A 25,426-nucleotide genomic window follows, 5' to 3' on the forward strand; every position below is an offset into this window, starting at 1 on the left:
ACCCGGACTACCCAAAGATGTGGATAGCCGGTGTACAAGGGGTCCGCGCCCGCGTGATTGATTTCGAAGGTCCAAGGGATTCAGAGCGCTGCCCGCAGACCGGAGTTGCACCAAGTACTGACCGCTGTGTCCCATTTGCCGACGTCGGAGTTCCACTCTTGTGAATGGCCCACAGTGTCGAAGCGGACGAGGTGGACTACATCCGGTCGACGATCGGCGACCTGCAGTGACAAGTGGAATGGCGTTGATGGATCCTCTTGTCCGTGCAGCACCAGCAATGGCTGCTTGATCTCCGAGGCTCGGCTCAGCCAGTCCAACTGCGTGAAATCGATAGGATCCTGCAGCCCCGTGACCCACCGCGTCTTCGGCGACTGAAGCATTCGCAGACCGAGCGATGCAATTGAACGCGGGAGTCCGCTGGCGCTGGCGTTCTCGGTGAGCGTCCCAGCCCAGTCCATGACAGGCGCGTCCAAGACCATCCCCACAATTCGGTGCGAGTGGGCAGACAAGTCGGCAAGACGTAAGGCAATCGCCCCGCCAAGGGACCAGCCGAAAAGCACAATCTCCTGCGCCCCGTTGGCGACGGCATACTGAACAGCTGCTTCAACATCGAGCCATTCTGATTGTCCGAGCGTGTACCGGCCGTCTACGGACGGTGGAGCCTCTCCGTCGTTTCGGAATGAGACGACCAACGATGTGTAGCCGCACCGCACGGCCACCGGCACTCCGCGGAGAGCGCCGGCCCGCTTTCCGCCCATCCCATGTATGTGAATTGCCCAAGCGTTCGGCTTTGCCGACGCTCCGGCCGGTTCGAATCTCCAAGCCGGCGCAAGGCCTCCCTCAACGGGTATCTCGACGTCAGAAAACGGCAGTCCTAGTTGTTCCGGCTTCGAAAAAACGTACCCGCTCCAGATCCCTGCCCTCGCGTTCAGAAGATCGCCCGAGTCGACGCGCTCAACAACGCGAGTCACTGTGCCGCCCTTGGGATCGCTAGCTGCCACTGGACCGACGCAGGCATGCCCGGTGCCGTTGGCAAACCAAATGCTGTATCGGCCAGGCGCGCATGTCTGAGGGGACGCGGGCAGCTCAACCAACAGCCCGCCGTCAGCACCGTTGAAGGCCCGCCGGATAGGCAGATCCTCTTTCCGCGTGGTCTTGGGCACCACAACCTGTCGCGCGAAGTAGGCGGCCCCGAGGAACGCAGCCGAGCCACCGACCAACGCGGCCGCCGCCAGCCCCAGCAGCACCCTACGAACGACCATCATGTCCCCCGCCTCCCAGCCGTTCGTCGATTACCTTCCGAAGCTGCACCAAAGTTTCCGGCGAAATGCCCTGCAGTTGCCTGGCAGCAAAGTTCCGTACACGAGCCTCCCGCATTGTGCGCAAGAGCTGGAGTTGGGCATCGACGAGATCTGGAACCTCGTTGGTTTCGTCCAGCAAGTAGTTCGAGTCAACGCCGAAGAACTCTGCGAGATTCCGGAGCAAGGCTGCATCAGTTGCCAAGGAACTGTCGCCGCTGCGCATGTAGGCCCACCGCGAGCGCGACAACGGCGTCCCGCGCTGTGCCATGTGCTGGCTGATCTGCGGATACGTCAGCGGTTCTGACCCCTGTGCCTCAAACAGATCAAGCAGGAGGTTGAGCTTGCGAGCGAGTTTGGCTTGTGGCGTTTCGAGAGGCTCGTCGACTGTTTCTGCCACGAAGTGTTGCCCTCCCCTCGATGTCCCATAGCTGTCGTCCGTGTGGCCCAGCGCGTTGGCGCACTGCCAGGTAGTCCTCGGCTTGTGCCAGCACTTGGAATTCATGACTGCTCAATAACTTAGCAAGCGGCGGATCAACGAGCAGCGCGTCCTGGGTTTCTACCAGCATCCTGTGGAGACGCCACCGCGCGGAGTCACCCTGATCGGCTAGGTTTACGCCGGACTCAAGCCGAAGCTCCGTCCGGGTGCCGGTGGTCTTTTCCCAGATCGGCATGAGCCCGCTAACAAGAAGGGACTCTGTTTGGGCATCGGCCCTTCGTGTTAAGCGGCGGGCGACCGGCGGAAGTGCCAGCCCTGCACACAGAAATATCATGGCGCCGAGCACGGCGCCGTCATAGACCACCGACAATTCGCGCATTGAGCCCAGGTCTCCCAGCAGATGGAAGAGGTCCATCCCAAGGACGGCCAGGACCAGCACAACCGCGAGCGCACAGCCAACACCGATCAGCGTGAATGCGATGCGGAAGTAGGGCCGCGTCATGTCTCCGCGGAATCTGAAGCACGTGTAGCCCGTCACGCCCACAACTACTCCCATGTACACAAACTGCACCGCAGAATAGATGGCCGCAGACCATTGCCCGCCGTAGTCCGCCATGAATCTGGTCGACGATTGGGGTGCCTCTATGAAGCTAAAGCTCACAATGAGGCCCACGACCACCAAGCCAAGGACTGCCAAGCCGAACCTGTCCGGCGTCGCGGGCAGTTCACTGGGATCGGCAGCGCGAAGAATCGCCCTAGATAGGAAGTAGATACCGACAACCATCAGCATGTTGGAGCTCAGGTCCAACACGTTGCGGCCACCCAGGATGGCGTCCCCGACGTCATATACGGAGTCGATGTTCAGGGTAAGTGAAGACGCAATGGTCACTGCTGCGACGACGATGCTGTGGTCGCTTCGGCCTCTCACCCCAGGCAACAGGCAGAGGACCAATCCCCAGATGACAGCGGCGGCGATGGCCTGGATCATCCGAACACTCTTTCGAAGGAGCGGGGTTCAAGCGTGCTGTCCCGGATGGCGGCTGCAAAGAGATCCGCCAGAGTTTCGGCTGCTGCCTCCAGACGATCGGCAAAACTGCTCCGCATCAAGACCCGCATGACCATCGCCTCGGGAACGTTGGGAAAAAGAACGCTGGCATAGTCCTTGGGAATGCCCACCTCGTCGTGCCGCAGGACCATGTGGCTCAATTCGTGGAGAACGAATTGTTGGCGATGAAGGGCCGATGGAGTGGCCGCATGGAGGATGATTTCTTTCGAGTCTGTCGACAGCCACAGCCCGCAGACAGAACCCCCGTTGAGTCCGTCGGCAACATCGATGGTTATCGGACGGTTGCGGATCGACTCCACCACCGCGACAAGCCGCTCTAATGTCAGATGTGTCGGCAGCCGAAGCGAACTGAACGCCTGGGCCGCACTGTCCGCTGGCGTTGAATTTACGACGAATGAAGGATTTTCCATTGTCATCCCGTCATTGCACCGGCCAGCCAACGTGAGGCGACCGACCAGACGTCGAGCGGTCCAGAGACCCACAGGAACGTCGTATCTACTATTGAACCGCTCTTGCTCTGGACATGTCCAGAGCAAGAGCACAAATGCGTTCTAAAGGCTTACATCTGCAGCCCATTGGATGCGCGGGCCGCGCCAACCGGAACCGAAGAGAGTCCTCCCTGCGGTGCAGCTCCCCAGTCCTCCCCCGGCCCTAAGTTCCGCTGTGAAGGTCCAGTGGGGCCAGCAAACACCTCGGCGCTCGTCTTGGGCGTCCGCTGGAATGCGACCGTCCCGTAGCGCAGGTCGGGCCCCACGTTGTCGGCAACGATGCGGTGAGCCTCGTGCTGCACTCCGTCCTTGTCGTAGTGGCGGAATTCCATCTCCCCGCCGACGACAACCGGGTCCCCCTTCTTCAGGGAGTTGGCGACGTTCTCTGCCAGCGCGCGGAACGCGGACACGTTGTGGAAGAGCGGCTCTCCATCCCGCCAGGAGCCATCCGGATTCTGGAGTCGCTGATTTACGGCCACACGTAGTTTCGCGTGGGCAACCCCCGACTCTCCGAAGCTGAGTTCCGGATCGGCGACGAGGTTGCCGGAAATGGATACCGGGATTCTGGTGCCCATGGTTGGTGCCTACCTTTCTCGTTTCCAGCCGGCCAGTCCGGCTGGAAATCTGGAAGCTCATTTCGCCCGGATGTCGGCGGACGTGGGGCGCGGCCAAGCGTGGATCGGGTGCGTATCGACCTGCGCGGCAGCAGAAGGTGCCTGAAGCGACGTCAGCTTTCCGCCCGCACCGACGGGTTGGGTGATTTGTAAAATGTCGCGGCATGTCGCGGTCACGCGGCCGAGAGTCGACCGGGCTATGTCCATCCGCGTCAGGAAGCCGTCCCGCTTCCCGTCCCCGGACCAACCGGCCCGTTCGACGTCGATGACTTTGTCCGCCCATCCGGCGAGATAATCCGATGATTGAGTGCCACGGTCTACGCCATGGGCGCGCAACACCGTATATGCCACGGACTCTGCTTCCACCTCGGCGAGTCCACGGTGCTGCAGCCCGCTGCCATACAGTGCTCCGACTTTGTCGTCAGGTCCATGAAGGTACGCGTGTCCGAGCTCGTGGGCCAGGACGGCCGCAGCGTCCTCCGGACCGAGCCAGGCACCGACCTGGATCCGTCTATCCGCAAAATCAGTGAAACCGCTCGACATCGAGCGCTGGCTGCCCGTGACGTCCACGGCGAAACGGCGGCGTTCCGCAGCGTAAACCAGGGACTTCCAGAGTCCCGCTGGGACATCAGCCATCCCGACGCCGGCACGCGGCACATAGATCGGCTCGCCTTCCGTCTGGGTGACATCGAAGACTGCCTGACCGCGCCAACCGACGATCTTCCGGTCAGTCGTCGTCGGACTGGCTCCGGGTTCCTCCACTCCCCTGCCGCCGACCGTGTTGCTGCCTGCCATTTCCGCTGAGTCCGATCCTATGGGTGCCATTCGCGGAGCCAGCACCCAGAGCGCATGCTCACCCTTGAGAACCAAACGGCCATGCCGCTCCCATTCGCGGTACCCGGCGACCAGCGTGGGCGGTTGAAGTCCGAGCAGTTCGCGCTGGGCCCTAAGCAGAGCCACGTTTCCGCCTGAGTAGCGCCACAGCGTGGCAGACGTATCCAGAAGTTGATGCCAGCGACCCGGCGAGGAAATCGCACCCTCGAGAATGGCATGCAGCTGTCCTGTCAGTTGGATGATGCGCGCTTCGGGATCCAGCCGCTTACCGCCCGCGCCGTTGTCCGCGTTGGACGCAGCATCTCCAGGGGCCACGACAGCCACCTCCATTGCTTCTTAGTACGCGTCCGCCCCTACAAGTAGCGGACACTTATCCATGCGACCAGCCGGTTCTGTTCGCATGACCTTGGGGCGTCGTGCGCAGTTGGTGCGATTCAGAGCTCCAAGCAAGGAACTCTGAATCACCTACAGGCATCACACGTGGTTTGGCCTCCCTGTGAGCCTGCAGTCCCACACAGCCGATGGCCTTGGTGTGGATTCGGAGGCGCTCGACGGCCAACGACATACGTTCGTGGAACCCGAGCGGGCCGAACCCGGCGTCTGATTCTCCGTAAGAGGCGTGCTCCGCCCTCTGCAGTGCGTAGAGTTCGGCGACCAGTTCAGCGTGCCTCCACCAGCAGTCCGGCACGACCGATGTCGACAGCCTGTACGTGGAGACGAACCACCGGACCCACAGGTCCAACTCCGTCCACGCGCTCCTGACCGTATCCTGATCAAGGTCCCGCCACCTGTAGGTCGGTGTTGTTGTATCCTGTGGCTTTGGCTCAAGTTCGTCGAAGAACAGGGCCAGCGGATCGCCGTCGTCATCAAACTGTCTCATCGGAAGCCTTCTCGACAGGCGCACGCTGCGCGGCATGGCCCAACGCGAGGGCTTCTTCCGCCTCCTGTTTGAACCGCCCCAGGTCTGCCGCATCCTTCCGCTGGTGCCAACCGCGCAGGTCAAGCAGGATGGGCCGTGTTCGGCGCCCCAGCATCAGGGCCGTTCCCGGCGGGAGCCTGCGGATCTCGTGCAGGGCGATGACAGGCAAATCGCGAATCTGTTCGCCAACCTGCCGCCCTTGAGAGGACCATGACCTGGTCCTGTACGTGAACTGACGCTCCCCCAACAGTGCCGCAAGATCCCGAAGGTCGCGCTCGTCCGATCCGCCGCCGAAAATGACCTTGATGATGGCCGATTCCCAGATGGTGGAGGCTTCCTCGATGGACCAGCCTGAGCGTGCCTGAGACATCGACTGCAGGACAACCATGGTGGAAATTCCGATTCCGCCGCCGTCCGACAGAGTCACCGGGAGGCCCGGCCAGGGCGAGAGATTTGCGATCTCGTCGAGGATGAGCGACAGGGGCGGGTCGAGCCTGCCGCCCGCGGCGGTGAAGGCCATCTCCCGGGCTGTGGCGTCAATGTCGTCAATAAGCGCGGATAGGTAAGGCCCGGCGGCGGCCGCCCCGGATTTTGTGCCGATCAGGTACAGGGTGCCCCGTTCGCGGATGAAGCTTCGGGGATCGAATTCGTCTTCCGGATTTGTCGGGTCCAGGGCGGCGAGCACTTTCGGGGATGACAGTGGCGCCACGGCAGCTGAGACACCGATCCAGGAGTTGGACGTATTCCGGGGATCGTCCTCCAGAATCCCCATCAGGTCCGACTGCCAGCCCAAAGCCGCGCGCGGACCCTGCAGGACTTCCAAGGCCTCCGCGGCAAGCACAGGGTTGGAGGACCACCGCCGAAACGCCCTGATTCCCTCACCGGAGAGGGCCGCCGCATGCAGGAGTGTCTGTAGGACGATCTGGGCACGCTTTTGCCAGGCAGCATTCTCGCCCGTCATCTGTGTGTCGGCCGAGATCACCAGCGCTCGCCGGACAGCAATGTCCGGGTCGTCACAGCCACGAACAGGTGACCACCGGAGCGTGGAGCCCAACCCTGACATCCCTTGAGGATCGAACACGGTGACCGGCCGTCCTCCGCTGGCCCTGGCTTTCATCGTCACGGCCAGGTTGTCAGCCCGGGTCGACGTAGTGACCACCGCACCGGGGGCATCGAGAATGGCGTTGATGACCACAAAGAGTCCCTTGCCGGACCGCGGCGCCCCCTGGATCACCATCGACTCCTCAGTGGAGACATTGATCTTCACGCCCCGCGACGTGCCGAGCGTCCACGACACATCGGCAAGGCGCAGCCGTTGCAAGCCGGGCCTCGTCACATACCCCCGGCGCAGCGCTGCCCGCCGCCCAAACTCCCTGGCGATCTCGGCCCGTTTGGCAATCCCCTCGCGGCTCAGGATTTCCAGCCGGAGCCAGGCGCCGGACTGCCGCCAGCCGTGCCAAGCAAACAAACCAATTACCGCACAGGCGGCCAGGACCGCGAGCGCCGCACCCAGCAACAACCGAACGATGAAGATGTCGATCACGCAGCCAGCTGGCATCTGGCCGAAGGAGCCCACATCCCCCGTCACCAGCACGACGACGGCGAACGGACTATGCGAAACCGTCAGCTCAGTCCCGCATTGCCACAGCGCTACCAGGCTCACGGCCCATTCAGTCACTGCGCATATGGCGAAGTATCCGGCCAAGCAGAGAAGTCCGAGGTTGACGAGCGGAACGTCATCGTGAGGGTGGGATTTCATTCCAGCATCCTGTGGTCCGTAGTGAAGACCTCGAGCTCGTCTGTGGTCACCCTGTTGGCGACGATGAACGATCGGCTCCCCACCTTCCAGAGACCGACCCCCTTGGGTAGGTTCTCCACCTGCTCACACTCGGCAGCCGTGAGCCCCAGCGCCTCCTTGGTCAGGCGCATTGAGTCGTGCTTCTGCCGATAGATGATGCGAGTGTCAGCCTCAGTCAGTAGGCCCAGCGCCTTCTGACGGTGCCCGCTGGTGCTGTCCCCAATCTCGTTGAGATCGGCCACCTTGTGCATGATCAGCAGGTTCGCAATGCCGTACGTGCGAGCCAGCCGCCACTGTTCGCTCATCTTGACCAACATGTACGGGTCGGCCAGCATGCGCCAGCCTTCGTCGTAGACAACCAGGCGCTTGCCGCCGTCCGGGTTGGTGATGGCCGCTTCCAGCCAGGTGGCACTGCAGGCGGCCGCGAGCGACAGCGCCTGCTCGGAGGCTCCGATGAGCCCCGACGTGTCCATCACCATCATCGGCGCGTCCGCGTCGAACGTCACGGTGGACGGCGCATCGAACATACCTTCGAGGTCACCGGACACAGTGCGGCGCAGTGAGTGCGCAACTGAACTGCCGCCGTCGGGCCCTACAAGCTTGAGTGTCTCCGGGGCCGGGTCCAGAAGCCGGTCAAGCACCATCGGAAGCGTAGGCGTTGCGTTTGCGGACACGGCCTCAGTCAAGGCCATGTCCAGTGCCGTGTGTTCGACCGGCAGCATCGGCGCCCCCTGGCGCATGAGCGACACCAAAGCCACCAGGAGCTGCCGGCGGCGCTGCCGGACGACTGCTTGCCATTGGGCGTTGGACAGATCGCTGGCCCTCGGGCCCGCATCCAGCGGGTTCACTCGCGTCCGGCGCCCCGGCCCCACCGAAATCACCTTCCCCCCAACAGCGCGCGCAACCGGCACCCACTCCCCCTTGGGGTCAGAGGCCACGGCAGCCTTACGGCCCAGCGTGATCGAGCGCGCCACCAGCGACTTGCCGCACATCGACTTCCCCGTCCCCACCGTGCCGATGACCACTATGGACGGGCCGCTGATTACTCCCTTGTCGTACAGGATCCAGGGGTCATACGAGAACGCACCTGAGCCGAAGACATCCGAGCCAATGTACGTTCCTTCGTGCCCAAGGCCCGATTCGGTCAGGAACGGATACGCGGCCGCAAACGTCATGGTGGAGGCGCGGTGCAGGGGCGGCTGGAGCCGGTGCTGACCCGCCATCTCATGCGGACCCTGACGACGGCGTTTGGCTGCTTCAGCATTCAGGCCATCCTCAGATGGTTCACCCGTCAGCCGTTCCCACAAACCTTTCGGCCCGCCGTCGGCACCTTCTGGACGCCGACGACGACGTTCCCGGCGAGCGCTCCGCGTCTCACCAGCGGAGATGAACTCGACCCTATTGCTCTTCGATTTCATTTGAGTCCCCTACCGAGTGGCAGCCCGCCCGCGATGAAGGCAGCCCATTGCTGCCCCACCAGCAGGCGAAGGTCGACGAACGCGCTCGCAGCAGCAGATTCCAGTTCCTGCCGGCAACGCGAGAGCTCCTCCAGCGTCGCGGCGGTGATGGTTACGTACGCCGCCTGACGGACATCGCCGTGGCCGGCGACGATCTCTTCCTCGCGCTGCTGCACCTCCTGTTCCTCCGCGAGCTGTTCGCGCGTGGTCGGCCGGTCGAACTTCGCGTTGATCCGGCGTCTGGTCTCGTGGGCTTCCTGCGCGGACCGGATGTCCCTCAATGCCCGGTCCGCGGGTACAGCCCTGAGGACCTGTGTGACGGCGTGCCTAAAGCCGCCGACGTAGACGAGTGGGTGAAGGAACCCCGCGAACACCTTCTGCCGTGGCCATTCTGCAACCCAGAACGTTTGGTGGAAGCCCGTGTCTGTCTGAAGATACGACCAGTGTTCCTCCATGCCCATCGGGCCGGACTGTGCAGGGTCAACGCCCTCAAAGTCACGTTTTCGCTGTTCGATCGCTACGACCGAGGACGGGTCAAAGGCCCCACGGAGGATTGACGCGAACTGCCTGTCGGAAAGCCATTCTTCGACCTTCACACCGTGGGTCTTAAGTCCTGTCGCCAGCGCCTCCAGCTCCGACCGCAGAGTCTGCTCGATCCCGGCAGCCCCGCCTCCGGCGTCGCGGATTCTCCGGCGAGCGCGGGCGGTGTCGAGTACCAAGGTCAGCATAATGTCATGGCTGCTCGTCGTACCCGCCGCCGACACGAGATCCTGGTACGAGCGGTCGCCCCACTCGGTTCCCGGCGACATCGCCTTACGTGCCGCCACGCGTCTTCTGTAGTACTCCTCCAGCGCCGAGGCGGGGAAGTGCACTGTGTAGTCCTGAATCGCGATACGGGCAACACCCTGGTGTTTGGCGAGGTTAGCTTGGACTCGGGACCATTCCTGCACGGCGTAGGCCTTGTCCTCGTCTTCAAGCAAGGCAAAGGCATTGGCGCGGCACCGAATGACGGCGAATGCCTCGCGAGCCTCGCGGTCGACGACGAAACACCAGCCGCCAGCCGTCCGATGAATGACCAGTGTGGAGAGCCCGCCTGGGAGCACCAGCGATCCCGCGATCACTGGCTTCTCGGGGGATGCCAGGAATGTGGTTTGGCGTGTAGCTTTTCTCGCCCCAAATCGGGATGCGGTGAGGATCCACACTGGACATGGGATCCTGGCGTACTGCAGAAACCCGAGGAACAGCAGTGAGAGCCAGAGCGGACTCGTCCAAAACAGTCTGTGGGGTCCACCTGCAGCGGACGCTAAGCATGCCGTGAGTATTCCGGCGCCGGCGAATGCCAACTGATACCACTGCAGTCCGAGCAGGACTCCGTGGCGTTCCTGCCGGGGGAAGCTGACGGGACTGAGGGCTCCGCTTTCGTCAGTCATGGTGGCCTTCAATCCGTGGTGGGATCACCGTCGTCGTTGTTTCTTGCTTTTGTACGGGCGGCCTTTGAGCCGCAGGCGCCTGGCTCGTTTTGTCCGGAACCGGCTGGACTGTTGCGGGCTCGTGCTTAGAAGCAGGCCCAAGGGATGGAGTCACGGTGGCGCTTGGTCCTGGCTCTGCTCGCTCCGGCGCGCGGGCTGGTGTCTCCGACACTCTGGGCCCGGAGAGCAACTGAAGTTGCGTTGAGCTGACGACGGCCGAACCTGGAGCGCCCGAAGGCCTCGGGATGGTGGCAGCTGGCCGCGAGACTCTTGCCGGGAGAGGCCTGGGAGTCGAGGGCACGGGTGAGAATCCCGATGCTCCACCGTGTCCCAACAACAAGTGATGGCTTCGGATCTGGTGACTTAGTTGGCGTCCGGAGAACCCTGCCGCGGCTCGTGCTGTTTGGCCGCCGCCGGCAGCGCCTGCTGCTGCGGCCAGCTCACCGCCAGCGAAGCCGACAAGCTTGAGCGCAAGCAGCGGCGCCGCACAGGCGACAGTCATGCCAACAGCGCCCGCAGCGATCCCGGCAAAGGAGGTTGAATCGGAAAACAGCTTTACGGCTACGGCCAGGATGGTCGCCGCGAGTGGCTTGGCCAACAGCAGGGCCACCACTACCTCGCACCACCGTGCCATCCATGACTTCGTCTTCTCCCACGGCATCATCATCAGGGCCACTGGAGCAACGGCTCCGAGGACGATGAGGGCAAAGGACCTGAATATCATCGAACACATCAGAATGAAGGCGAGGATCCAGATGATCAGGGTAGCGAAGACCGTTATCACCAACGCTCCGCTGAGTGCCGACGGTGCCGTGCTAACCGACCCAAGTAAGAGCTTCCACTCGTTGACAGATCCTGCGGGAGCCCGCTCGAAGCCAAAGAGGCGCATGAAGACGACGTACGGATCGGAACCGAGCGTCTCCAGGAGCGCCGTTGATGCCTCGTCGCTGACGTGCGTCAGCGTCCGCATCAGGTAGACCGCAGCTCCTACAGCGGGGATGGCCATCAGGCCGCCGATCAGGGCACGCCAGATCCTTCGAGACTGTTGGGCGATGAGACCCGACAGCAGTTGCAGAATCATGGCGACGACGAGGGGTGTCGCCATGACAACAAGCCACCATCCCGTGAGGCCCTGCACCGCTGCCCATTGGGAGTCATCGACGTTGGATGCTCCGAACGCGCCGGAGATGAAGGACCAAAGCCAGGAAGCGATGCCCTCCAGAATGCCGGCTAGAAAGGCGTTGAACGCAGACAATGCGCCGTTTTGGGCCTGGGAGACTAGCCCGCAGCCGGGAGGCCACCACGCTCCGGGAGCGCAGAGATCGGGCAGCATTGCGCGCCCCTAAAATCCGAGCTGGAACGCGCTTTGCGACCACAGGATGTAGCCGTTGATACCGCCGAGGATCGCAGCCACAGGCCCGGTCCACAAGAGAATCATGCCGCCGCCCGAGGCAAGGCGTGATGACTGGCTGAGTTTGCCGGCAAGGAGCATGGCGGCGCCGATGACCGCCACGATCGCTATCACGATGAAGGCACCGACGAGGATGCCGCCGCCAATCTGTTTCAGGGACTCCAAAAACGGGAAATTCGTGTTTGGGACAATTCCAGGGTCAACGACTGCGTAAATCATGACTTGCTCCGTTCAGGTGTAGTGGCAGGCACAGACCTGCCGTTGCCTTATCCATGGGATCGTTGGCATTGCTATGCATGACCCCTGGTGGACTATTTCCGACCGAGTCGCATAATTCACCCGAGCAGGTTGAAGTAGCGGCTGCCGGGGTTCCAGTCGATGGGATGGAGCAGGGTTCCGGCGCTGGGGTTGAGGGCGCTGTACATCAGGCCTTCACCTGCGTATATCCCCACGTGGCCCCAGTGTTCCGGGCCATCTGGGTTCTGGACGACAAGGTCACCCGGCACGGGCGTCGCCGTAGGTGCACCCACAACCCACTGGTCGACCCGTGGAAGCTGTTTGCCGATCTGGGCGTAGATCCACATCACGTAGCCGGAGCAGTCCCAGGCCTTGAAGGCCGTGCCTCCCCAGACGTACCGTCCGCCTAAGCCTTGCTGGGCGAAGCCGATAATGGCACGCCGGTGGTCATCCAGGTCTCCCGGAATGGCCGGCGCTGGACGGCCGCCCTTCTGACCAGGACTTTCGCAGCGTGGCACCGTGATGTCACCGGCCAGCGCGGCGATGATTGCTGCGGAGGCCGGTTCCCACCGTGCGTATCGCTCAGGGAATGCCGAGACCTGAACGGACTGGGCTGCCTCGCCAAGGGACATCCGTTCCCAGCCCCTGATGTCCAGCAACCCCCGGGGAGAGCCTCGGTTGGGACCGTTGGGTCCGCCGAAGAAGGCGGCCGCGTTGTACTCGGCACGCATGAGGTCCTGCACGCGTCCCCATCCGGCGCCGGGCCGCTGCTGGGCAGATCCAATGGAGTCATGGTCATACCCGAGCCCGTCGTTCGGGAAGCCTAAAGACTCTGGGACTGCGGGATTCGCAAGCATGCGCAGACCCGACTCCTGAAGGGCCATCATGATTGAGATCTGGATTGCCTGCCCAGGCAGTTTGAGGGACCGTCCGACAGAGATATAGGCCATAGCGACCTCCTTTTGCCGCACGTTGAGCGTCATGGGTGCCCCATTTGGGCCCGAGAACGTCAGGGCTTCCCGGCCGATACCGTTGGATCTGGTGGCATCGACATCACCGGATGAATCCGGCCAGACGCACACGTCTGCGGCGTTGGACATTCCGGACCCAAGGAGAGCAAGGGATCCAGTTAGAACAGCAGCCAACAAGATCAGTGCAACGAGAGTGCCTGCAGCTATCGACCGCGTAACGACGCCTGCCCGCACCGCCCTCCGAATGCCCATCAGTAGACGATTCTGCTGGCGTCGGTGTAGAAGGCGACCAGCGCACACCGGTCGCCAGGGGCGGACGCTGCCGGCGGACAGTTGGCCACGACGCTCACGGGGACCGCGTAAGTAGCCGATCCCGTATCCGACGTCGAGCGGTCAGTCACGCTGACCGTCACCGTGCACACGTGGAGGCCCTCCCACGGGGCGGGATGCTCCACATAGTTGGCCAGTTCAGCATCGCATTTGGTCTGCATGACGTTTGAGCTGCGCTGAGCCTGGCGGGAAGTCAGCTGCGCGAAGGCCGCGGCATCGATGCCCGTCCCTTCGAACTGCGCCGTGTAGACGCTCAGAGGATTCGACCCGTCCGCAAGAACCATCCACCAGCCACGCACCCGGGCGTAAATCTCCGTGTAGCCTGACGTCCGCGTATCCCAGGTGTGGAGCGCCATGGCTGTCGATTCCGATAGTGCCCGGTAGTCGAGCGTGTGTGGGCCGTTGTCATGATTCGGAGTGACTGTTATCGACGGCTCCGACGGGCGTGCGGTGGGCGTTCGAGACGGAGGTGCTGATGCCGCCGGCCCTTCAGCCCGGCCGGCGCCATTCGGACGCGGCGGGCTGGGAGTCAACAGAAGCGCAGCAATCACCGCAACAACGACCAGCAGACCGGCCGCCAAGACAGACAACCGCATGGGTCCCGTTAATCGTCGGGCAAGAACGTTGGAGCGATTCATGGTGCCCCTCCTTCACGACTTCATGCCGCCCACGCGACTTCAAGACATGACGTCGCACGCTCACACGTTCCGTAGATGGGCCACAGTGCGCAAATGGACCAACGGAGAACTGATCTCCGCCGCGGCCGCATACAGCCGGCGCACCCTGCCAATCTGCACCTCGACATAGCGCCGACTCACACCGAAGTCTGAGGCGATGGCCGCAATCACGTCGGACCGCTCCTCCCTGCGCAACTCCAGTCGGACTACCCTCTGGGCGATCTGCTGCTGCAAGGGAGTTGGCAAGCATCGCGCAGCAAAACTCGCTTCATCCCCGATGTCGCGGCCCTCGGCGTCAACAGCCGCCAGCGCCTGCCTCACCGTGATCGCCATCTGCCGGACGAATACAAGTTGCCGGTAGGATCGGCGGTCCTTGGACGAGCCGGGAGTTCGCGAGTCGTCCGCGAGTAGCAGTGACATCGCCGCACCCCACACAGCATCGCCTACATAGTGCCTCGTTGTCTGAAGAATGCTGACGGCCCACTCCCTCTCGGCCACATCTTCTGGTCCAAAGATCTCATGCGGAGAGACGACATTGCCCTCGTCGTTATCCCCGGGATCGATCAGAAGCGGCAGAGATTCCCTTGACCGCGCTTTGGACGTGTATGCCGAGCAAACGTGGGCAGCGATCCCCTGAACCCAGGCGCCAAATCGTACGCCGGGTATCTGCCTGTAGTGGCCATCGTCCACTCCTCGCCAGACTGCAATGCGGATGTCTTGAAGGGCATCATCAAAGTCGCAGGCACGTCCCGCCCGGGCCAAACGCGATCCAACATATCGTGCGACTTCGTTGATCGACGAAGTCATCTGCTCCATCGAAATGGTGTTCAGCTGCATTTGCGATTCAGTTCGGCTGACGTCGACTGTTTCGACTGCGGCGTTGGCTGCACGGGGTAAAGGCGTTGCGCTCATGACGGCTCCCAGGACAGGGAAATTCAGAGAAATTATGGATGCGTGAGCTCGTCCCTGTCAGAAATTGGGACGATCCGCTTGATATTTAAAGACTACTTTAACTATTCTCAGCACTCACTAAAGTAGAGTCAAGAGCGCAACGCTGGAGATTCTGGACGTGAAAGACAAGAATGAAGTCATGCCCAGGATCACTCAGCCCGAAGACGAAGCCTGGTCACCCGACGTCGAAGCGGCCATCGCAACCTTCGGCAACAGGTCCCGCAATGAAATCCTGCGATTCCTAGCCGCCACCGGCCCGGCGACTCGGGGCGACATTGTTGACGCAGTCAGCGCGACGGAGCCCAGCGTCGCCAAGCATTTGCTCGTGCTTGAAGAAACTGGCGTCGTTCATGCCGACGTTGAGCCCGGTCGGCGACATGGTCGATCTCCGCGCTACTCAGTGGACAACGGGCGCATCAAGGCCCTACTGGCGGCACATCTGGACTATCTTCTGAACCGTTAGCAGCGGACACCTCGCCGGCCGGATGCCTGGCGATATCTTCGTTGAGGTACTCGGTGATGGCTCGAAGAGTTTCAGGGGAAACGTCCCCAAGTGTCCGCGCCGCGAAGGTCTTAACCCTGGCGGCACGTAATGACTTCACAAATTCCAACTGCGCATCTATGCGCTCAGGAACTTCCGCCCCGTCACCGCCCAGGAGGTAACTCGGGTCGACGTCGAATAGTTCGGATAGGGCTTTCAGCAGTTCGGGATCGGAGACCATTCGTCCCGTCCCATCCTTCATATAGAACCACCTCGCGCGGGAGAGGCTCACGCCACGCTTGGCCAAGGCTTCGCTGACTTCACGGTATGTGAAAGGGGTTCCTCGCTCAGCGACGACGATGTCCAGGAGGAGGTTCAGTTTTCGGGCGAGCTCCGCCTGCGGCGTACGTTTTCCGCCATTGGAGTTTCGCGCAACCTCGCCTGCGTCCACTTGCCGCCCGTTCTGATGACCCGATTTGCCTGCCCCCAACAGTTATCCATGAGAGATCGGCGTCTTTGGTACCAGTATTACTTTCGGCGAGTGACCCAACAAGGCCTGTGCCCAGTCGCGTTTACATCTAGCCAACTTCTCTGCCGAGGCGTAGATTGTGGTCATTGCAGACGGGTCTACACCCCTTCCATTCTTTCCTTGATTCACTCGGAAGTGGCAGCGATGACGAACCTCCTCATGAATAGAACGCGGAGCCGGCTCCTGCACTTCCTCAGCAAGAGGGGACCGTCGACCAGCCAGCAAATCTCCGAGGGTATCGGACTGAGCCCAAGCGCAGTCCGAAAGCAACTGTCAGCCCTCGTATCGAGCGGCTGCGTTGAGGTGTCTCAAAATAGTGTTCGAAAGGGTGCAGTTTTTTACTTCGCAAACGCTGGGCAAATTCAGGAACGAAGTGAAGCTGCCCGACTCATTCTCGACATTGTGGAATAGGTTTTGGCCGCAGCCGACGCCAGATCTAACCGACCTCGTGGTCCACGGCAGTAGTCGCCCACATTGACGCATTCGGAATGGCTTTCGGTGATCAAACAGTCATCCGATATTTCTGTTCGACCGCGAGCAGGGAGTGACACGCTACGCATGCATCTGGGCACGTGGGTATCGAAATCTGTGGCACTAAGAGTCACATCCGGACTAGTCTGGCCCCCAGCCCTGGCGGGCCCTCAAATTCAGACCGACTGTACCGACACACTCGCGGCTGCCCGGCCTTGACCTTTTCATGGAGATGAAGGTCCCCGATGCGTGCTGGGAGGCAGATCCGAGGTTGTTTCTCCGTTTTCGGGCAGTGTGGTTTGCCCCGCTGGTTCGCTTGCAGTTGGCGCCGGATCCACTTCCTTTGGTCGGCCGGCTGACGGGCCAGGGTCAGAGGCGGCTCAGCCGGAGTCAGGCTGGAGCTGTTTGAGGGGGCCGGTAGCCTTCAGGAGCAGTTTCAGGAGGTAGTCTCTCTGGCACCAATGGGCAGGTCTGAGGATTGGCTTAGGCTACTTAAATCGCAGTCGGATCATTTTCGCCCACATGCTAACGACTTCCGCATCCTCAGATTTCAACATACGGACGTGCGCTAGGCGATTTCGGACTGGAACAACCTGTTCTTGGAATTTTCGCCAAATGGCAGCCTCTATTCCGAGATTGTTGAACTTTTCCGACCTGACTAGGTCCATAAGCTCTCCAAGCGTCAGCCACTCCAAGGGATCCCTTAGATCTGTGACCGACTTGGCTGTCACATTCGTGTCCAGCTGTGCGCGCCGGAGTATCTCAGGTTGAAGCCCGCCCACAGCCGACGCCCTCCAGCCACTTGAATACTTCGTAATGGCTGCTGCGCGCAAGGCCTGCCGAATCTTTCGCTCGATGTACCAAAGCGCCCTCGTGACCTCGGCCAGACTAGTGGTGTGTCTCAGTTTTGTTTGATGGTTTCGAGGGCGACGCGGCCGCGGGCTACTTTTTTGAGGATTGAGTCTGCGGTCGCGGTCCAGACCAGGGGTTTGGGTTCGGTGTTGTGGGCGGCGAGATACTCTTCGATCTTGTGGATCAGGTCCGGTACGGAATGGAACGCTCCGCGGCGCAGGGCCTTGTCTGTGAGTTCCCGGAACCAGCGCTCGACGAGGTTGAGCCACGAGGACGAGGTGGGGGTGAAATGCAGCTGGAAGCGGGGATTATTCGCCAGCCAGGCTTTCACGTCGGGGTGCTTGTGGGTGGCGTAGTTGTCCAGGATCAGGTGGACATCCAGGCCCTGCGGGACTTCTTTGTTGATGGTCTTGAGGAACACCAGGAATTCTTCGTGCCGGTGTTTGGGCAGGCATGAGCCGATGACTTTTCCGGTGGCCACGTCCAGGGCAGCGAACAAGGTGGTGGTGCCGTTGCGTTTGTAGTCATGGGTCATCGTTTCCGCCCGGCCTTTCTTCATCGGCAGGGACGGCTGGGTGCGGTCCAGGGCCTGGATGGACGATTTCTCGTCCATGCACAGCACGATCGCTTTCTCCGGCGGGTTCAGGTACAGGCCGACGACATCAATGAGTTTTTCTTCAAACCGCGGATCGTTGGAGAGCTTGAACGTATCCACCAGGTGCGGCTTCAAGCCCCTGGCCGCCCAGATCCGCTGCACCTGCGCCGGAGACACCCCCACCTTCGCCGCCATCGTCCGCACCGACCAGTGCGTCTGCCCTTCGGGCCTGGAATTGCGCGTCAGATCAACGATCTCGTCAATCTTTGACTGCGGAATGACCGGCTTGCGGCCCCGCCCGGCACGCACCTCTCCCAGGTGGGACAGGCCGTCCTCGGCGAACCGGGCCCGCCAGGACCTCACCGTCCCCGGGCTCGTCCCGGCGACCTTCGCGATCGATTCATTGGCCAACCCCTCCGCGGCCATCAACAAAACCTGCGCCCGCTGAACCTCGCGATGGGACGCCGTCTGCGATTTCGAAAGGACCTCCAATGCTGCACGTTGTCCATCAGAAACCACCAATGCAGGAGCCGGATTCGTCATACCCCCAGTTTAACAGAACACCCGCAAACTATTTTGGAGACATACCACTAGTAGCCGGTGCTACCGTTTCAGATACGTGGGCTGCCAATGCCTCCCGCAAAGATTTGGCTTCCTGGGGTAGGGCAAGCGACGGCTGACCGCCTTCATCGATAGCCACGATCCCGCAGCCGCGCAATCCTTCGAGCTCCCTCGCAGCAAGAAATTCGAGGCCGTCCATGCCCTTGGGGTCTACCTCGAAAAGAGCATGATCAAGCGCGGCAACGATTCCCTGACCAACTTCGCTCAATACAGCTTCGTAAATTTCGGTGCCGAAAGGCACACCAAAGGACACTGCAGGCCAAGGCCAGCCCGAACTAGGGTATTCCCCCGGACCGCACTCGATTTCCGACGCTGCCAGCAGCGGCAAGGTCACAAGTGCAGCATCCTCCAAGACCGAGCTTCCAGGCACAGGTCTATAGGAAAGCCTGGGCGCCCGCGACAGTAGGCATACTGCTTTTCCATCGTCCAGTAGCGAAAAAATGATCGCTCTAACTTCACCAAGCACGTCACCCGCCGTTTCAACACAACGTTCCAAGTCGGTGACTATGAGTGGTCCAGGTGAGGATGATTTTTGATTCCACTCAGTGCGCTGGTCTATAGAAACGCATTGGCCCTTTAGTTGGACGCAGATGCCATCTCTCAAAGGGTCAAAAGCAGCCCCTAGTTGAACGAATACCAGCCTGTGTCGCGACAGGCTCTTAGAAATGAGCTCTGCACGAGCCGCACAGACAGCTTCCAGTTCTGCCGTCACAACAACCCCAATACAGTTGCCGCCTGGTACTCATGTCCGTCTTTCACGACTAGTCCAAGACTTAGCAAATGCTGTAATTCAAGGGGGTTCTCATTCGCTAATGAGCTAAAATCTTCAGGCGCGTCTATTAAAAGTTCCAGCATTATCGCTTCAATTGGGTAATAACGGCGAACGTAATTCATCATTTCATTTATGTTTCCAGCCACCGACCTCTTCCAATCATCAATGGTTCGGAGTACATCCGGCCGCGAAATTCTGCGCTGGAAAACGTCGACCGGAAGTTGCTGGACAGCGGCAGACGCAAGACTCCGGTAGAGAAAAGCGTGGCCTCCAGTTGCCTCGAAGAAACTTTCAAGAGCCGCCGGCTCGATCTGAATACCCATCCTCCCTCCCACGGATGTCGCAAGTTCGTCGGCTTCATGACGGTCGAAGGGGGCCAAGAAATGTGTTTTGGCCCACGAGAAAAGCGGATTTGGTCGGCCGAAGAGTCGACCATTCTCGACAATTGCGCTGGTCAGGCCAGACAAGATGAAAGTGAAGTTCCGGTTTTCCTGCACTAAGCTTCGTAGTGCTCCCAAGAACTGGGATACCGACGTCATATCCCCCTCGCTAATGTCAATACGATCCGACGGCGTCAAGTATTCGATTTCATCGAGAAGCAAAACGATGCTTACGCCACTCTTCTCCAGCGTGCGGAGAACGCTTTGCATGGCACGACGGAAGTCTGAAATATCTGCATCACCCCTGAGTTGGCTCAAGGGGCGATGATTTAGATTTCGGTTCTTAAGAACCTCAATCAGATCGAAGCGAAGGTCTTTAATTAGACTTGGAATGGGATCATCGGGAGGTGAAGGAAGGCTCTCCAAGTCTCGGAGGACGACCACTCTGTTTTCGGTAGAGATATCATCAGCCAACTGAGTTAAGACGCTAGTTTTCCCAGCTTTTCTGAGGCCAAAAAGCCCAGCAACACGCTGATTACTAACGTCGTCCCGAAGGGCTTGCATCAATTGGCGTCGGCCGAAGAATCGATCCCCACGAACGGGCGTGGACTCGTAAAAGAGATCCCTAGCGTATATGTAGTCGCGGAGTAGCGACACCAGTGACACAGGGTCTGTGTCGTCAATGCTTGCAAGTGGTATCGCTAAGAAACCGCCTCGGGACCAGTCATCGAGCTTTTGTCGCGCCCTCGGATCAGGGGACCAGACGAACACTATGTCCGGAGTAACATCACGTTTGAGTTTTCCGATAGCACTCCTCGCAGCCTCCAACTCCCTGATTTGAAGGTCGGCATACGGGCTATAGAAGACCATAACCTCCCGAGTGAGGCCAAAGGCGGCCTCAATGGCTCCACTGAACCGAACCAAAGAGAGGCTGCACTGGTATAGGCCGCTGACGGAACATCTCTGGGCGTGAACCATCTGCGAACCCAACTCAGCAAAGGCTTTCCGATGCTGACGGACGATCGGAAACCTGGACTCTAGATCAGCTATATGAAGACGCAAGTTGTCGTTAGAAGGGGGCCGGACAGCGCCAGCACGCCACCCACTCGACATCGGCACCGTGGACATGCTACTCCCATCACAAGATCAACTCCCCACGACGTTACACGCTTAGTGCTGAGACTCCTTTACGTGGGGCAAGCCGCCTGCACACGAAGAGTCATCTGCCTATCGGTGGTCAAATTCCAGTAGGTCCAGTGAGCCTCCTCTTCCTTGGACCGGACTCGCCCTCCACACTGGCCGTCTATTTGTTGGGCCGCGAGGTAATCTGCACCACGGCTGGCAAGCTGCCTTCGAAATGAGCGGTGTCGGAAAGACCGGCCTGGCAACCGTCGCACTGGTGGGATTCGTACCTGGGTTGTGACGCGACCCGGGGCTTCGGAGGCCCGGACAAGCCCTCCGGTCAAAAAGATCGGGGTATACACGGGCACCGTGGTCGAGGCTCCAAGGCTCTACCAGGTCACAGCCGACGGGGACTGCTCCGCGACCCTGAAGTAGTGTTCAGATGGCGCCAGGCCCGAGGCAAATGAAGCCAGCAGAGCGTCCAACCATGGTTAACGAAAGTGAGTTCGCGCAACGTCCAGACCTGGTCATGTCCGGAACGAGCAAGCGCCCGATGAACTTCCAAGCGAACTACGCCACCTAGGAGTTCCAATGGACCTTGAGTTTTACGAGCCAGCCGAGGCAGCGGCCCTCATGCGGTGCACCGAAGCCTGGCTTCGGGAAGGCGCAGCCAGCGGCCGGTTCCCGCACGCCTGCTGGGGCAAAGGAAAGATCATCTTCACCTCAGAGCACATCGCGGAAATTGCCCGTCTGCGAGAGGTCCCGGTCCACACCGGTTCAACGCAGCAGGAACGGTTGATCGGCACGAGGGCACGGCGGCGTCTCTCGCCGCTCGGCTACCAGCAACCCCGATCACAGCAGGCATGACTCCCGTGTCAGCGCACGAATCCGGTGATCGACCGCTCGGTGGCATCAGCACCGGCCTGCAGTGCTTCCGGCATCAGATGGCCATAGACCTGCTCAGTAGTCCGGGTTGAGGCATGGCCAAGGCGTCGCGAGATCGTGAACAACGAGACACCGTCCTGGATCAGCCAGGACGCATGCGTGTGCCGGAGGTCGTGGATGCGCGGGGACTTCTTCAGCCCTTGAGCTTTCGCCGCCCTCACGGCCGGAACCCAGTAATGATGCCAAAATAGCTTGTGGATGATCCGCTGCCCCTTGGGCGTCGTAAACAGAAGCTCATCAGCAGGACGGCTGGCCACGAGGGGTACCAGCAGGTCAACCAAGGCAGGGTTGATCCCGATTGTCCGCTTCCCTGCACCTGTCTTGGTAGCCCCGATGTAGTACTGCGACTGGCCGTCCCGTTTCCAGGCTTTGTTAATTCGCACCGTTGGTGGCTTGGAGAGCAAATCGACGTCGGCCACTTTCAGTGCAGTAGCTTCGCCGAATCTGGTCCCTGTCATCACCAGGAAGTTCGTGAATGTCTTGTACCGCTCCCCCATGGCATCAAGAACCATGTTGAACTCTGTGTGAGTGAGGAACATGGCTTCGTCCTCAGCCTTGTCGACACTTGGCAACTGCACGCCGCGGCACGGATTTCGAGGGATGTACCGCAACATCTCAGCAGTGTTCATCGCAGCAGACAGAAGGCCGTGAACGTTGTGGATCGTCTTCGGCGACTTTCCCTTCGCCGCCATCGACTTCACCCAGTGGCTGAGGTGCCTGTAGTCGAGTTTGTCCGCGGGGATGTGGCCAATGACGTTTCGGATGTGAAGGTCGAGCATCACCTGATATGTCTTGGTGGTCCCGCTCGAAGGTCGAACAAGCAGGTCAATATGTTCCTGGACGACCTCGGCGACCGTCGGAACCCTTGCTTGATTTGTGAGGAGGGCGGACTGGGCGATCTCAAAGGACTGGCCGTTTGCATCAAGCAGCCGTTTGAGAGTCTGCGCTTCGATTTCCGTGATCACTGTTATGCCTTGGCTGCCCCCAGTTTTGGGATCACGCCAGCACACCATGAAAGACGTCGTTCCGTCTTTTTTGAGGCGTTTGCGGATGTTTGCCACATAAAAATGCTACGCCCGTGTCGACGAAAACTGTAGATTTGTCCACATCGAACTGGTCAATCGCTGGCTGACCTGCGGTAACACTGTGCCCGAGGTGGGACTCGAACCCACACACCTTTCGATACCGCATTTTGAGTGCGGCGCGTCTGCCAATTCCGCCACTCGGGCGCGGAATACGCTGTGCAAACCGGTACGCCCACAGCTGATTGTGAGCAACGCGATCGCTTCACGTACGCGGAATTACTCTACATGCAGATAGGCTGAATTCCAGAATCGCGCCGCTGACGCCGCAATAGACCATGCAGATCAAACTACGGCCGCGGGCGCACCTAAGATGGTGATGTTCCCGCCGTACCTTTCCAAGGAGATCCCGTGACTGAACAAACGGAGTCAAAACCCACGTCCCAGCCGGCGCGCCGCGTCATTGTGGCCGAGGATGAAACCCTCATCCGACTCGACATCATCGAGATCCTGCGCGGCGAAGGCTATGACGTAGTGGGCGAAGCAGACAACGGCGAGAAGGCCGTGCAGCTCGCCGAGGAACTCAAGCCGGACCTCGTCCTGATGGACGTCAAGATGCCGATTATGGATGGAATCACCGCGGCCGAGAAGATCGTCAAGGCCCGCATCGCCCCCGTGGTCCTTTTGACGGCTTTCAGCCAGAAGGAACTTGTGGAGCGCGCCCGCGATGCCGGCGCCATGGCCTACGTGGTCAAGCCCTTCACCCCGGCGGACCTCATCCCCGCCCTGGAAATTGCGCTCTCCCGCCACGAGGAAATCAAGGCCCTCGAAAGCGAAGTGTCGGACCTGCAGGAGCAGTTCGCCACCCGCAAGCTCGTCGAGCGCGCCAAGAGCCTGCTAACCACCAAGATGGGCCTGACGGAGCCGGAGGCTTTCCGCTGGATCCAGAAGACCTCCATGGACCGCCGCCTCAGCATGCGCGAGGTCGCCGAGACCATCATCAACCAGGTCAACTAAAAGATTATGTATTGAGCCTGTCGGGATTTCGACAAGCTCAATCACCGGACGCCCGGAGACCAAAGAAAAGGACCCCTGCCAGCCGGCAGGGGTCCTTCCTTTTAGATTGCTATACCGTCGGCCAGGGACCGAGCTTTTCCCTGGGCGCACCAGCGTCGCCGCCCAGGCTGCCGGCGTCGCCCAGGTCTCCGACCCGGTGAACCTTCAGCATGTTCGTGGAACCGGCCTTTCCGGGAGGCGAACCGGCGGCGATGACCACCAGGTCGCCGTCGTTAACCACTTTCAATTCCAGCAGGCTGCGGTCAACCTGCGCGGTCATCTCGTCGGTATGGCCCACCATGGGTACCAGCACTGGCTGGATGCCCCACGTCAGTGCCAGCTGGTTCCACACGTGCTCCAGCGGAGTGAATGCGAACACCGGCTTGATCGGGCGCAGGCGTGACAGGCGGCGTGCCGAATCACCGGACTGGGTGAAAGTACAGATGTACTTTGCTTCCAGCTGGTCGGCGATTTCGACGGCGGCGCGGGTGATGGCGCCACCACGGGTCTTGGGCTTGGTGCCCAGCGGCGGAACGCGTTCCAGGCCGTGGACCTCGGTGGATTCAATGATCCGGGCCATGACCTTGACGGTCTCGATCGGGTACTTGCCCACGCTGGTCTCGCCGGACAGCATAACGGCATCTGCACCGTCGAGCACGGCGTTGGCGCAGTCCGAGGCCTCTGCACGGGTGGGGCGCGGGTTGTCGATCATGGATTCGAGGACCTGCGTGGCCACGATGACCGGCTTCGCCCAGCGGCGTGCCAGTTCGATAGCACGCTTCTGCACGATCGGCACTTCCTCCAGCGGAAGTTCCACACCGAGGTCGCCACGGGCCACCATGATGGCGTCGAAGGCATCGATGATTTCGTGCAGCTGGTCCACTGCCTGCGGCTTTTCGATCTTGGCGATGACCGGCACACGGCGGCCTTCTTCGTCCATGATCTCGTGCACGCGGACGATGTCCGAGGCGTCACGGACGAACGACAGGGCAACCAGGTCAACACCGCGGCGCATGGCCCAGCGGAGATCGTCCTCGTCCTTTTCGCTCAGCGCCGGCACGTTGACCGCAACGCCGGGAAGGTTGATGCCCTTGTTGTTGGACACCATCCCGCCGACGGTTACCTCTGTAACGACCTTGACGTCGTCGACCTCAATCGCCCGCAGGGCAACCTTGCCGTCGTCGATCAGCAGGGCATCACCCACGTTGACATCCTCGGTGAGGCTCTTCAGCGTGGTGGAGCAGATCTCCTTGGTGCCCGGAACGTCTTCGGTGGTGATCGTGAAGATGTCACCCTCGGCCAGGGCATGGGGGCCGTCCACAAAGCGGCCAAGACGGATCTTGGGCCCCTGCAGGTCAGCCATGATTGCCACAGGCTTGCTCAGCTGGGCTGCTGCCTTGCGGACATTCTCGTAGGTGCTGTCGTGCACGGAGTAGTCACCGTGACTCATGTTCATCCGGGCAACATCTACACCGGCTTCCAACACCGCGAGGGTGTTCTCAAAGCTGGCAATTGCCGGGCCAAAAGTGGCCACAATCTTAGCGCGTCTCATATACCTACCCTAGTAGTGTCCTGCATTGGTTAAGTTGTTGTGGAGGTGAATCCGCGGCGAACTGACTGT

General features: G+C 60.8%; 25 protein-coding genes and 1 tRNA gene. 4 read left to right on the forward strand and 22 right to left on the reverse strand.

The genetic code is table 11. From position 1 onward, the window contains the following. Nucleotides 1-80: 80 nt before the first annotated feature. The 15 genes from AU252_RS01790 to AU252_RS01860 form a co-directional block, all read right to left on the reverse strand. Complete coding sequence (locus tag AU252_RS01790) at nt 81-1,265, reverse strand: alpha/beta hydrolase family protein (protein ID WP_058929260.1); 1,185 nt, start codon at nt 1,263-1,265, stop codon at nt 81-83. Then, nucleotides 1,249-1,698 (reverse strand): hypothetical protein, encoded by a 450-nt coding sequence (locus AU252_RS01795; RefSeq protein ID WP_083510219.1) that lies wholly within the window; start codon nt 1,696-1,698, stop codon nt 1,249-1,251. The genes AU252_RS01790 and AU252_RS01795 overlap by 17 nt, the downstream gene beginning before the upstream one ends. Further along, on the reverse strand, nt 1,625-2,725 hold the full coding sequence (locus tag AU252_RS01800; RefSeq protein WP_058929262.1) for a hypothetical protein: 1,101 nt from the start codon (nt 2,723-2,725) through the stop codon (nt 1,625-1,627). Before AU252_RS01800 ends, AU252_RS01795 begins: the two co-directional genes overlap by 74 nt. Further along, on the reverse strand, nt 2,722-3,219 hold the full coding sequence (locus tag AU252_RS01805; protein WP_157768917.1) for a hypothetical protein: 498 nt from the start codon (nt 3,217-3,219) through the stop codon (nt 2,722-2,724). The genes AU252_RS01800 and AU252_RS01805 overlap by 4 nt, the downstream gene beginning before the upstream one ends. 143 nt (nt 3,220-3,362) lie before the next feature. After that, on the reverse strand, nt 3,363-3,866 hold the full coding sequence (locus AU252_RS01810) for a single-stranded DNA-binding protein (protein WP_058929264.1): 504 nt from the start codon (nt 3,864-3,866) through the stop codon (nt 3,363-3,365). 57 nt (nt 3,867-3,923) lie between these two features. Continuing rightward, on the reverse strand, nt 3,924-5,054 hold the full coding sequence (locus AU252_RS01815; RefSeq protein ID WP_157768918.1) for a hypothetical protein: 1,131 nt from the start codon (nt 5,052-5,054) through the stop codon (nt 3,924-3,926). 55 nt (nt 5,055-5,109) lie between these two features. Further along, a complete protein-coding gene (locus AU252_RS01820) occupies nt 5,110-5,619 on the reverse strand; it encodes a hypothetical protein (protein ID WP_058929266.1) in 510 nt (169 codons plus the stop codon). Continuing rightward, nucleotides 5,606-7,417: a type IV secretory system conjugative DNA transfer family protein gene (locus AU252_RS01825; RefSeq protein WP_058929267.1), complete on the reverse strand. Its 1,812-nt coding sequence runs from the start codon at nt 7,415-7,417 to the stop codon at nt 5,606-5,608. The genes AU252_RS01820 and AU252_RS01825 overlap by 14 nt, the downstream gene beginning before the upstream one ends. Beyond that, nucleotides 7,414-8,679 carry a hypothetical protein gene (locus AU252_RS01830; protein ID WP_058929268.1) on the reverse strand — a complete coding sequence of 422 codons (1,266 nt, stop codon included), beginning with the start codon at nt 8,677-8,679 and terminating at the stop codon, nt 7,414-7,416. The genes AU252_RS01825 and AU252_RS01830 overlap by 4 nt, the downstream gene beginning before the upstream one ends. A gap of 191 nt (nt 8,680-8,870) precedes the next feature. Next, nucleotides 8,871-10,343, reverse strand: a complete 1,473-nt coding sequence (locus AU252_RS01835) for an SCO6880 family protein (protein WP_058929269.1) — start codon at nt 10,341-10,343, stop codon at nt 8,871-8,873. After that, the gene (locus AU252_RS01840; protein ID WP_157768920.1) at nt 10,336-11,637 is read right to left on the reverse strand and encodes a hypothetical protein; all 1,302 of its coding nucleotides are present in this window, start codon (nt 11,635-11,637) and stop codon (nt 10,336-10,338) included. Before AU252_RS01840 ends, AU252_RS01835 begins: the two co-directional genes overlap by 8 nt. A gap of 87 nt (nt 11,638-11,724) precedes the next feature. After that, on the reverse strand, nt 11,725-12,012 hold the full coding sequence (locus tag AU252_RS01845; protein ID WP_058929271.1) for a hypothetical protein: 288 nt from the start codon (nt 12,010-12,012) through the stop codon (nt 11,725-11,727). A 116-nt stretch (nt 12,013-12,128) separates the two neighbouring features. After that, on the reverse strand, nt 12,129-12,980 hold the full coding sequence (locus AU252_RS01850; RefSeq protein ID WP_240484302.1) for a C40 family peptidase: 852 nt from the start codon (nt 12,978-12,980) through the stop codon (nt 12,129-12,131). Nucleotides 12,981-13,252: 272 nt separating this feature from the next. Next, nucleotides 13,253-13,687 (reverse strand): hypothetical protein, encoded by a 435-nt coding sequence (locus AU252_RS01855; protein WP_058929273.1) that lies wholly within the window; start codon nt 13,685-13,687, stop codon nt 13,253-13,255. Between the two features lie 342 nt (nt 13,688-14,029). Beyond that, nucleotides 14,030-14,920: a sigma factor gene (locus AU252_RS01860; protein ID WP_083510220.1), complete on the reverse strand. Its 891-nt coding sequence runs from the start codon at nt 14,918-14,920 to the stop codon at nt 14,030-14,032. Nucleotides 14,921-15,098: 178 nt separating this feature from the next. Between AU252_RS01860 and AU252_RS01865 the strand changes: the two genes are divergently transcribed. Then, nucleotides 15,099-15,422: an ArsR/SmtB family transcription factor gene (locus AU252_RS01865; protein WP_157768921.1), complete on the forward strand. Its 324-nt coding sequence runs from the start codon at nt 15,099-15,101 to the stop codon at nt 15,420-15,422. Here AU252_RS01865 and AU252_RS23000 read toward each other — a convergent pair. Further along, nucleotides 15,376-15,930 (reverse strand): helix-turn-helix domain-containing protein, encoded by a 555-nt coding sequence (locus AU252_RS23000; protein ID WP_240484303.1) that lies wholly within the window; start codon nt 15,928-15,930, stop codon nt 15,376-15,378. The two genes, AU252_RS01865 and AU252_RS23000, sit on opposite strands and share 47 nt — an antisense overlap. A 198-nt stretch (nt 15,931-16,128) precedes the next feature. Between AU252_RS23000 and AU252_RS24950 the strand changes: the two genes are divergently transcribed. After that, on the forward strand, nt 16,129-16,380 hold the full coding sequence (locus AU252_RS24950) for an ArsR family transcriptional regulator (protein ID WP_430929491.1): 252 nt from the start codon (nt 16,129-16,131) through the stop codon (nt 16,378-16,380). 961 nt (nt 16,381-17,341) lie between these two features. On the opposite strand, the gene AU252_RS01875 is transcribed toward AU252_RS24950, so the two are convergent. Genes AU252_RS01875 through AU252_RS24090 form a run of 3 tightly spaced genes read right to left on the reverse strand, consistent with a single transcriptional unit; the run spans nt 17,342 to nt 20,134 of the window. Then, on the reverse strand, nt 17,342-18,430 hold the full coding sequence (locus tag AU252_RS01875; protein WP_058929059.1) for an IS630 family transposase: 1,089 nt from the start codon (nt 18,428-18,430) through the stop codon (nt 17,342-17,344). 28 nt (nt 18,431-18,458) lie between these two features. Then, entirely contained in the window at nt 18,459-19,220 is a 762-nt protein-coding gene (locus tag AU252_RS23735; protein ID WP_157768923.1) for a hypothetical protein, read from the reverse strand. Then, on the reverse strand, nt 19,217-20,134 hold the full coding sequence (locus tag AU252_RS24090; RefSeq protein ID WP_167349813.1) for a hypothetical protein: 918 nt from the start codon (nt 20,132-20,134) through the stop codon (nt 19,217-19,219). The genes AU252_RS23735 and AU252_RS24090 overlap by 4 nt, the downstream gene beginning before the upstream one ends. Nucleotides 20,135-21,373: 1,239 nt before the next feature. Between AU252_RS24090 and AU252_RS01885 the strand changes: the two genes are divergently transcribed. Then, nucleotides 21,374-21,649: a hypothetical protein gene (locus tag AU252_RS01885; protein ID WP_058929278.1), complete on the forward strand. Its 276-nt coding sequence runs from the start codon at nt 21,374-21,376 to the stop codon at nt 21,647-21,649. 8 nt (nt 21,650-21,657) lie between these two features. Here AU252_RS01885 and AU252_RS01890 read toward each other — a convergent pair whose 3' ends face one another. After that, a complete protein-coding gene (locus tag AU252_RS01890; RefSeq protein ID WP_058929279.1) occupies nt 21,658-22,788 on the reverse strand; it encodes a tyrosine-type recombinase/integrase in 1,131 nt (376 codons plus the stop codon). A gap of 86 nt (nt 22,789-22,874) precedes the next feature. Further along, nucleotides 22,875-22,956, reverse strand: a tRNA-Leu gene (locus tag AU252_RS01895). A 204-nt stretch (nt 22,957-23,160) separates the two neighbouring features. On the opposite strand from AU252_RS01895, the gene AU252_RS01900 reads away from it, so the two are divergent. Further along, nucleotides 23,161-23,766, forward strand: a complete 606-nt coding sequence (locus tag AU252_RS01900) for an ANTAR domain-containing response regulator (RefSeq protein ID WP_056345656.1) — start codon at nt 23,161-23,163, stop codon at nt 23,764-23,766. A gap of 109 nt (nt 23,767-23,875) precedes the next feature. On the opposite strand, the gene pyk is transcribed toward AU252_RS01900, so the two are convergent. Next, nucleotides 23,876-25,357 carry a pyruvate kinase gene (gene pyk / locus AU252_RS01905; RefSeq protein ID WP_058929280.1) on the reverse strand — a complete coding sequence of 494 codons (1,482 nt, stop codon included), beginning with the start codon at nt 25,355-25,357 and terminating at the stop codon, nt 23,876-23,878. Nucleotides 25,358-25,426: the final 69 nt, after the last annotated feature.

It is taken from the genome of Pseudarthrobacter sulfonivorans (genome assembly GCF_001484605.1).
In the GTDB taxonomy this organism is placed as follows: domain Bacteria; phylum Actinomycetota; class Actinomycetes; order Actinomycetales; family Micrococcaceae; genus Arthrobacter; species Arthrobacter sulfonivorans_A.

What these genes read in the sequence shown, in the direction of transcription:
- AU252_RS01825 (WP_058929267.1), bottom strand. Translation starts at nt 7,417, where the DNA reads ATGAAATCCCACCCTCACGATGACGTTCCGCTCGTCAACCTCGGACTT.
- AU252_RS01860 (WP_083510220.1), bottom strand. Translation starts at nt 14,920, where the DNA reads ATGAGCGCAACGCCTTTACCCCGTGCAGCCAACGCCGCAGTCGAAACA.
- AU252_RS01790 (WP_058929260.1), bottom strand. Translation starts at nt 1,265, where the DNA reads ATGATGGTCGTTCGTAGGGTGCTGCTGGGGCTGGCGGCGGCCGCGTTG.
- AU252_RS01835 (WP_058929269.1), bottom strand. Translation starts at nt 10,343, where the DNA reads ATGACTGACGAAAGCGGAGCCCTCAGTCCCGTCAGCTTCCCCCGGCAG.
- AU252_RS01820 (WP_058929266.1), bottom strand. Translation starts at nt 5,619, where the DNA reads ATGAGACAGTTTGATGACGACGGCGATCCGCTGGCCCTGTTCTTCGAC.
- pyk (WP_058929280.1), bottom strand. Translation starts at nt 25,357, where the DNA reads ATGAGACGCGCTAAGATTGTGGCCACTTTTGGCCCGGCAATTGCCAGC.
- AU252_RS01885 (WP_058929278.1), top strand. Translation starts at nt 21,374, where the DNA reads ATGGACCTTGAGTTTTACGAGCCAGCCGAGGCAGCGGCCCTCATGCGG.
- AU252_RS01805 (WP_157768917.1), bottom strand. Translation starts at nt 3,219, where the DNA reads ATGACAATGGAAAATCCTTCATTCGTCGTAAATTCAACGCCAGCGGAC.
- AU252_RS01855 (WP_058929273.1), bottom strand. Translation starts at nt 13,687, where the DNA reads ATGGCGCTCCACACCTGGGATACGCGGACGTCAGGCTACACGGAGATT.
- AU252_RS01810 (WP_058929264.1), bottom strand. Translation starts at nt 3,866, where the DNA reads ATGGGCACCAGAATCCCGGTATCCATTTCCGGCAACCTCGTCGCCGAT.
- AU252_RS01850 (WP_240484302.1), bottom strand. Translation starts at nt 12,980, where the DNA reads ATGGCCTATATCTCTGTCGGACGGTCCCTCAAACTGCCTGGGCAGGCA.
- AU252_RS01875 (WP_058929059.1), bottom strand. Translation starts at nt 18,430, where the DNA reads ATGACGAATCCGGCTCCTGCATTGGTGGTTTCTGATGGACAACGTGCA.
- AU252_RS24950 (WP_430929491.1), top strand. Translation starts at nt 16,129, where the DNA reads ATGAATAGAACGCGGAGCCGGCTCCTGCACTTCCTCAGCAAGAGGGGA.
- AU252_RS01845 (WP_058929271.1), bottom strand. Translation starts at nt 12,012, where the DNA reads ATGATTTACGCAGTCGTTGACCCTGGAATTGTCCCAAACACGAATTTC.
- AU252_RS01830 (WP_058929268.1), bottom strand. Translation starts at nt 8,679, where the DNA reads ATGGCGGGTCAGCACCGGCTCCAGCCGCCCCTGCACCGCGCCTCCACC.
- AU252_RS01865 (WP_157768921.1), top strand. Translation starts at nt 15,099, where the DNA reads ATGCCCAGGATCACTCAGCCCGAAGACGAAGCCTGGTCACCCGACGTC.
- AU252_RS01800 (WP_058929262.1), bottom strand. Translation starts at nt 2,725, where the DNA reads ATGATCCAGGCCATCGCCGCCGCTGTCATCTGGGGATTGGTCCTCTGC.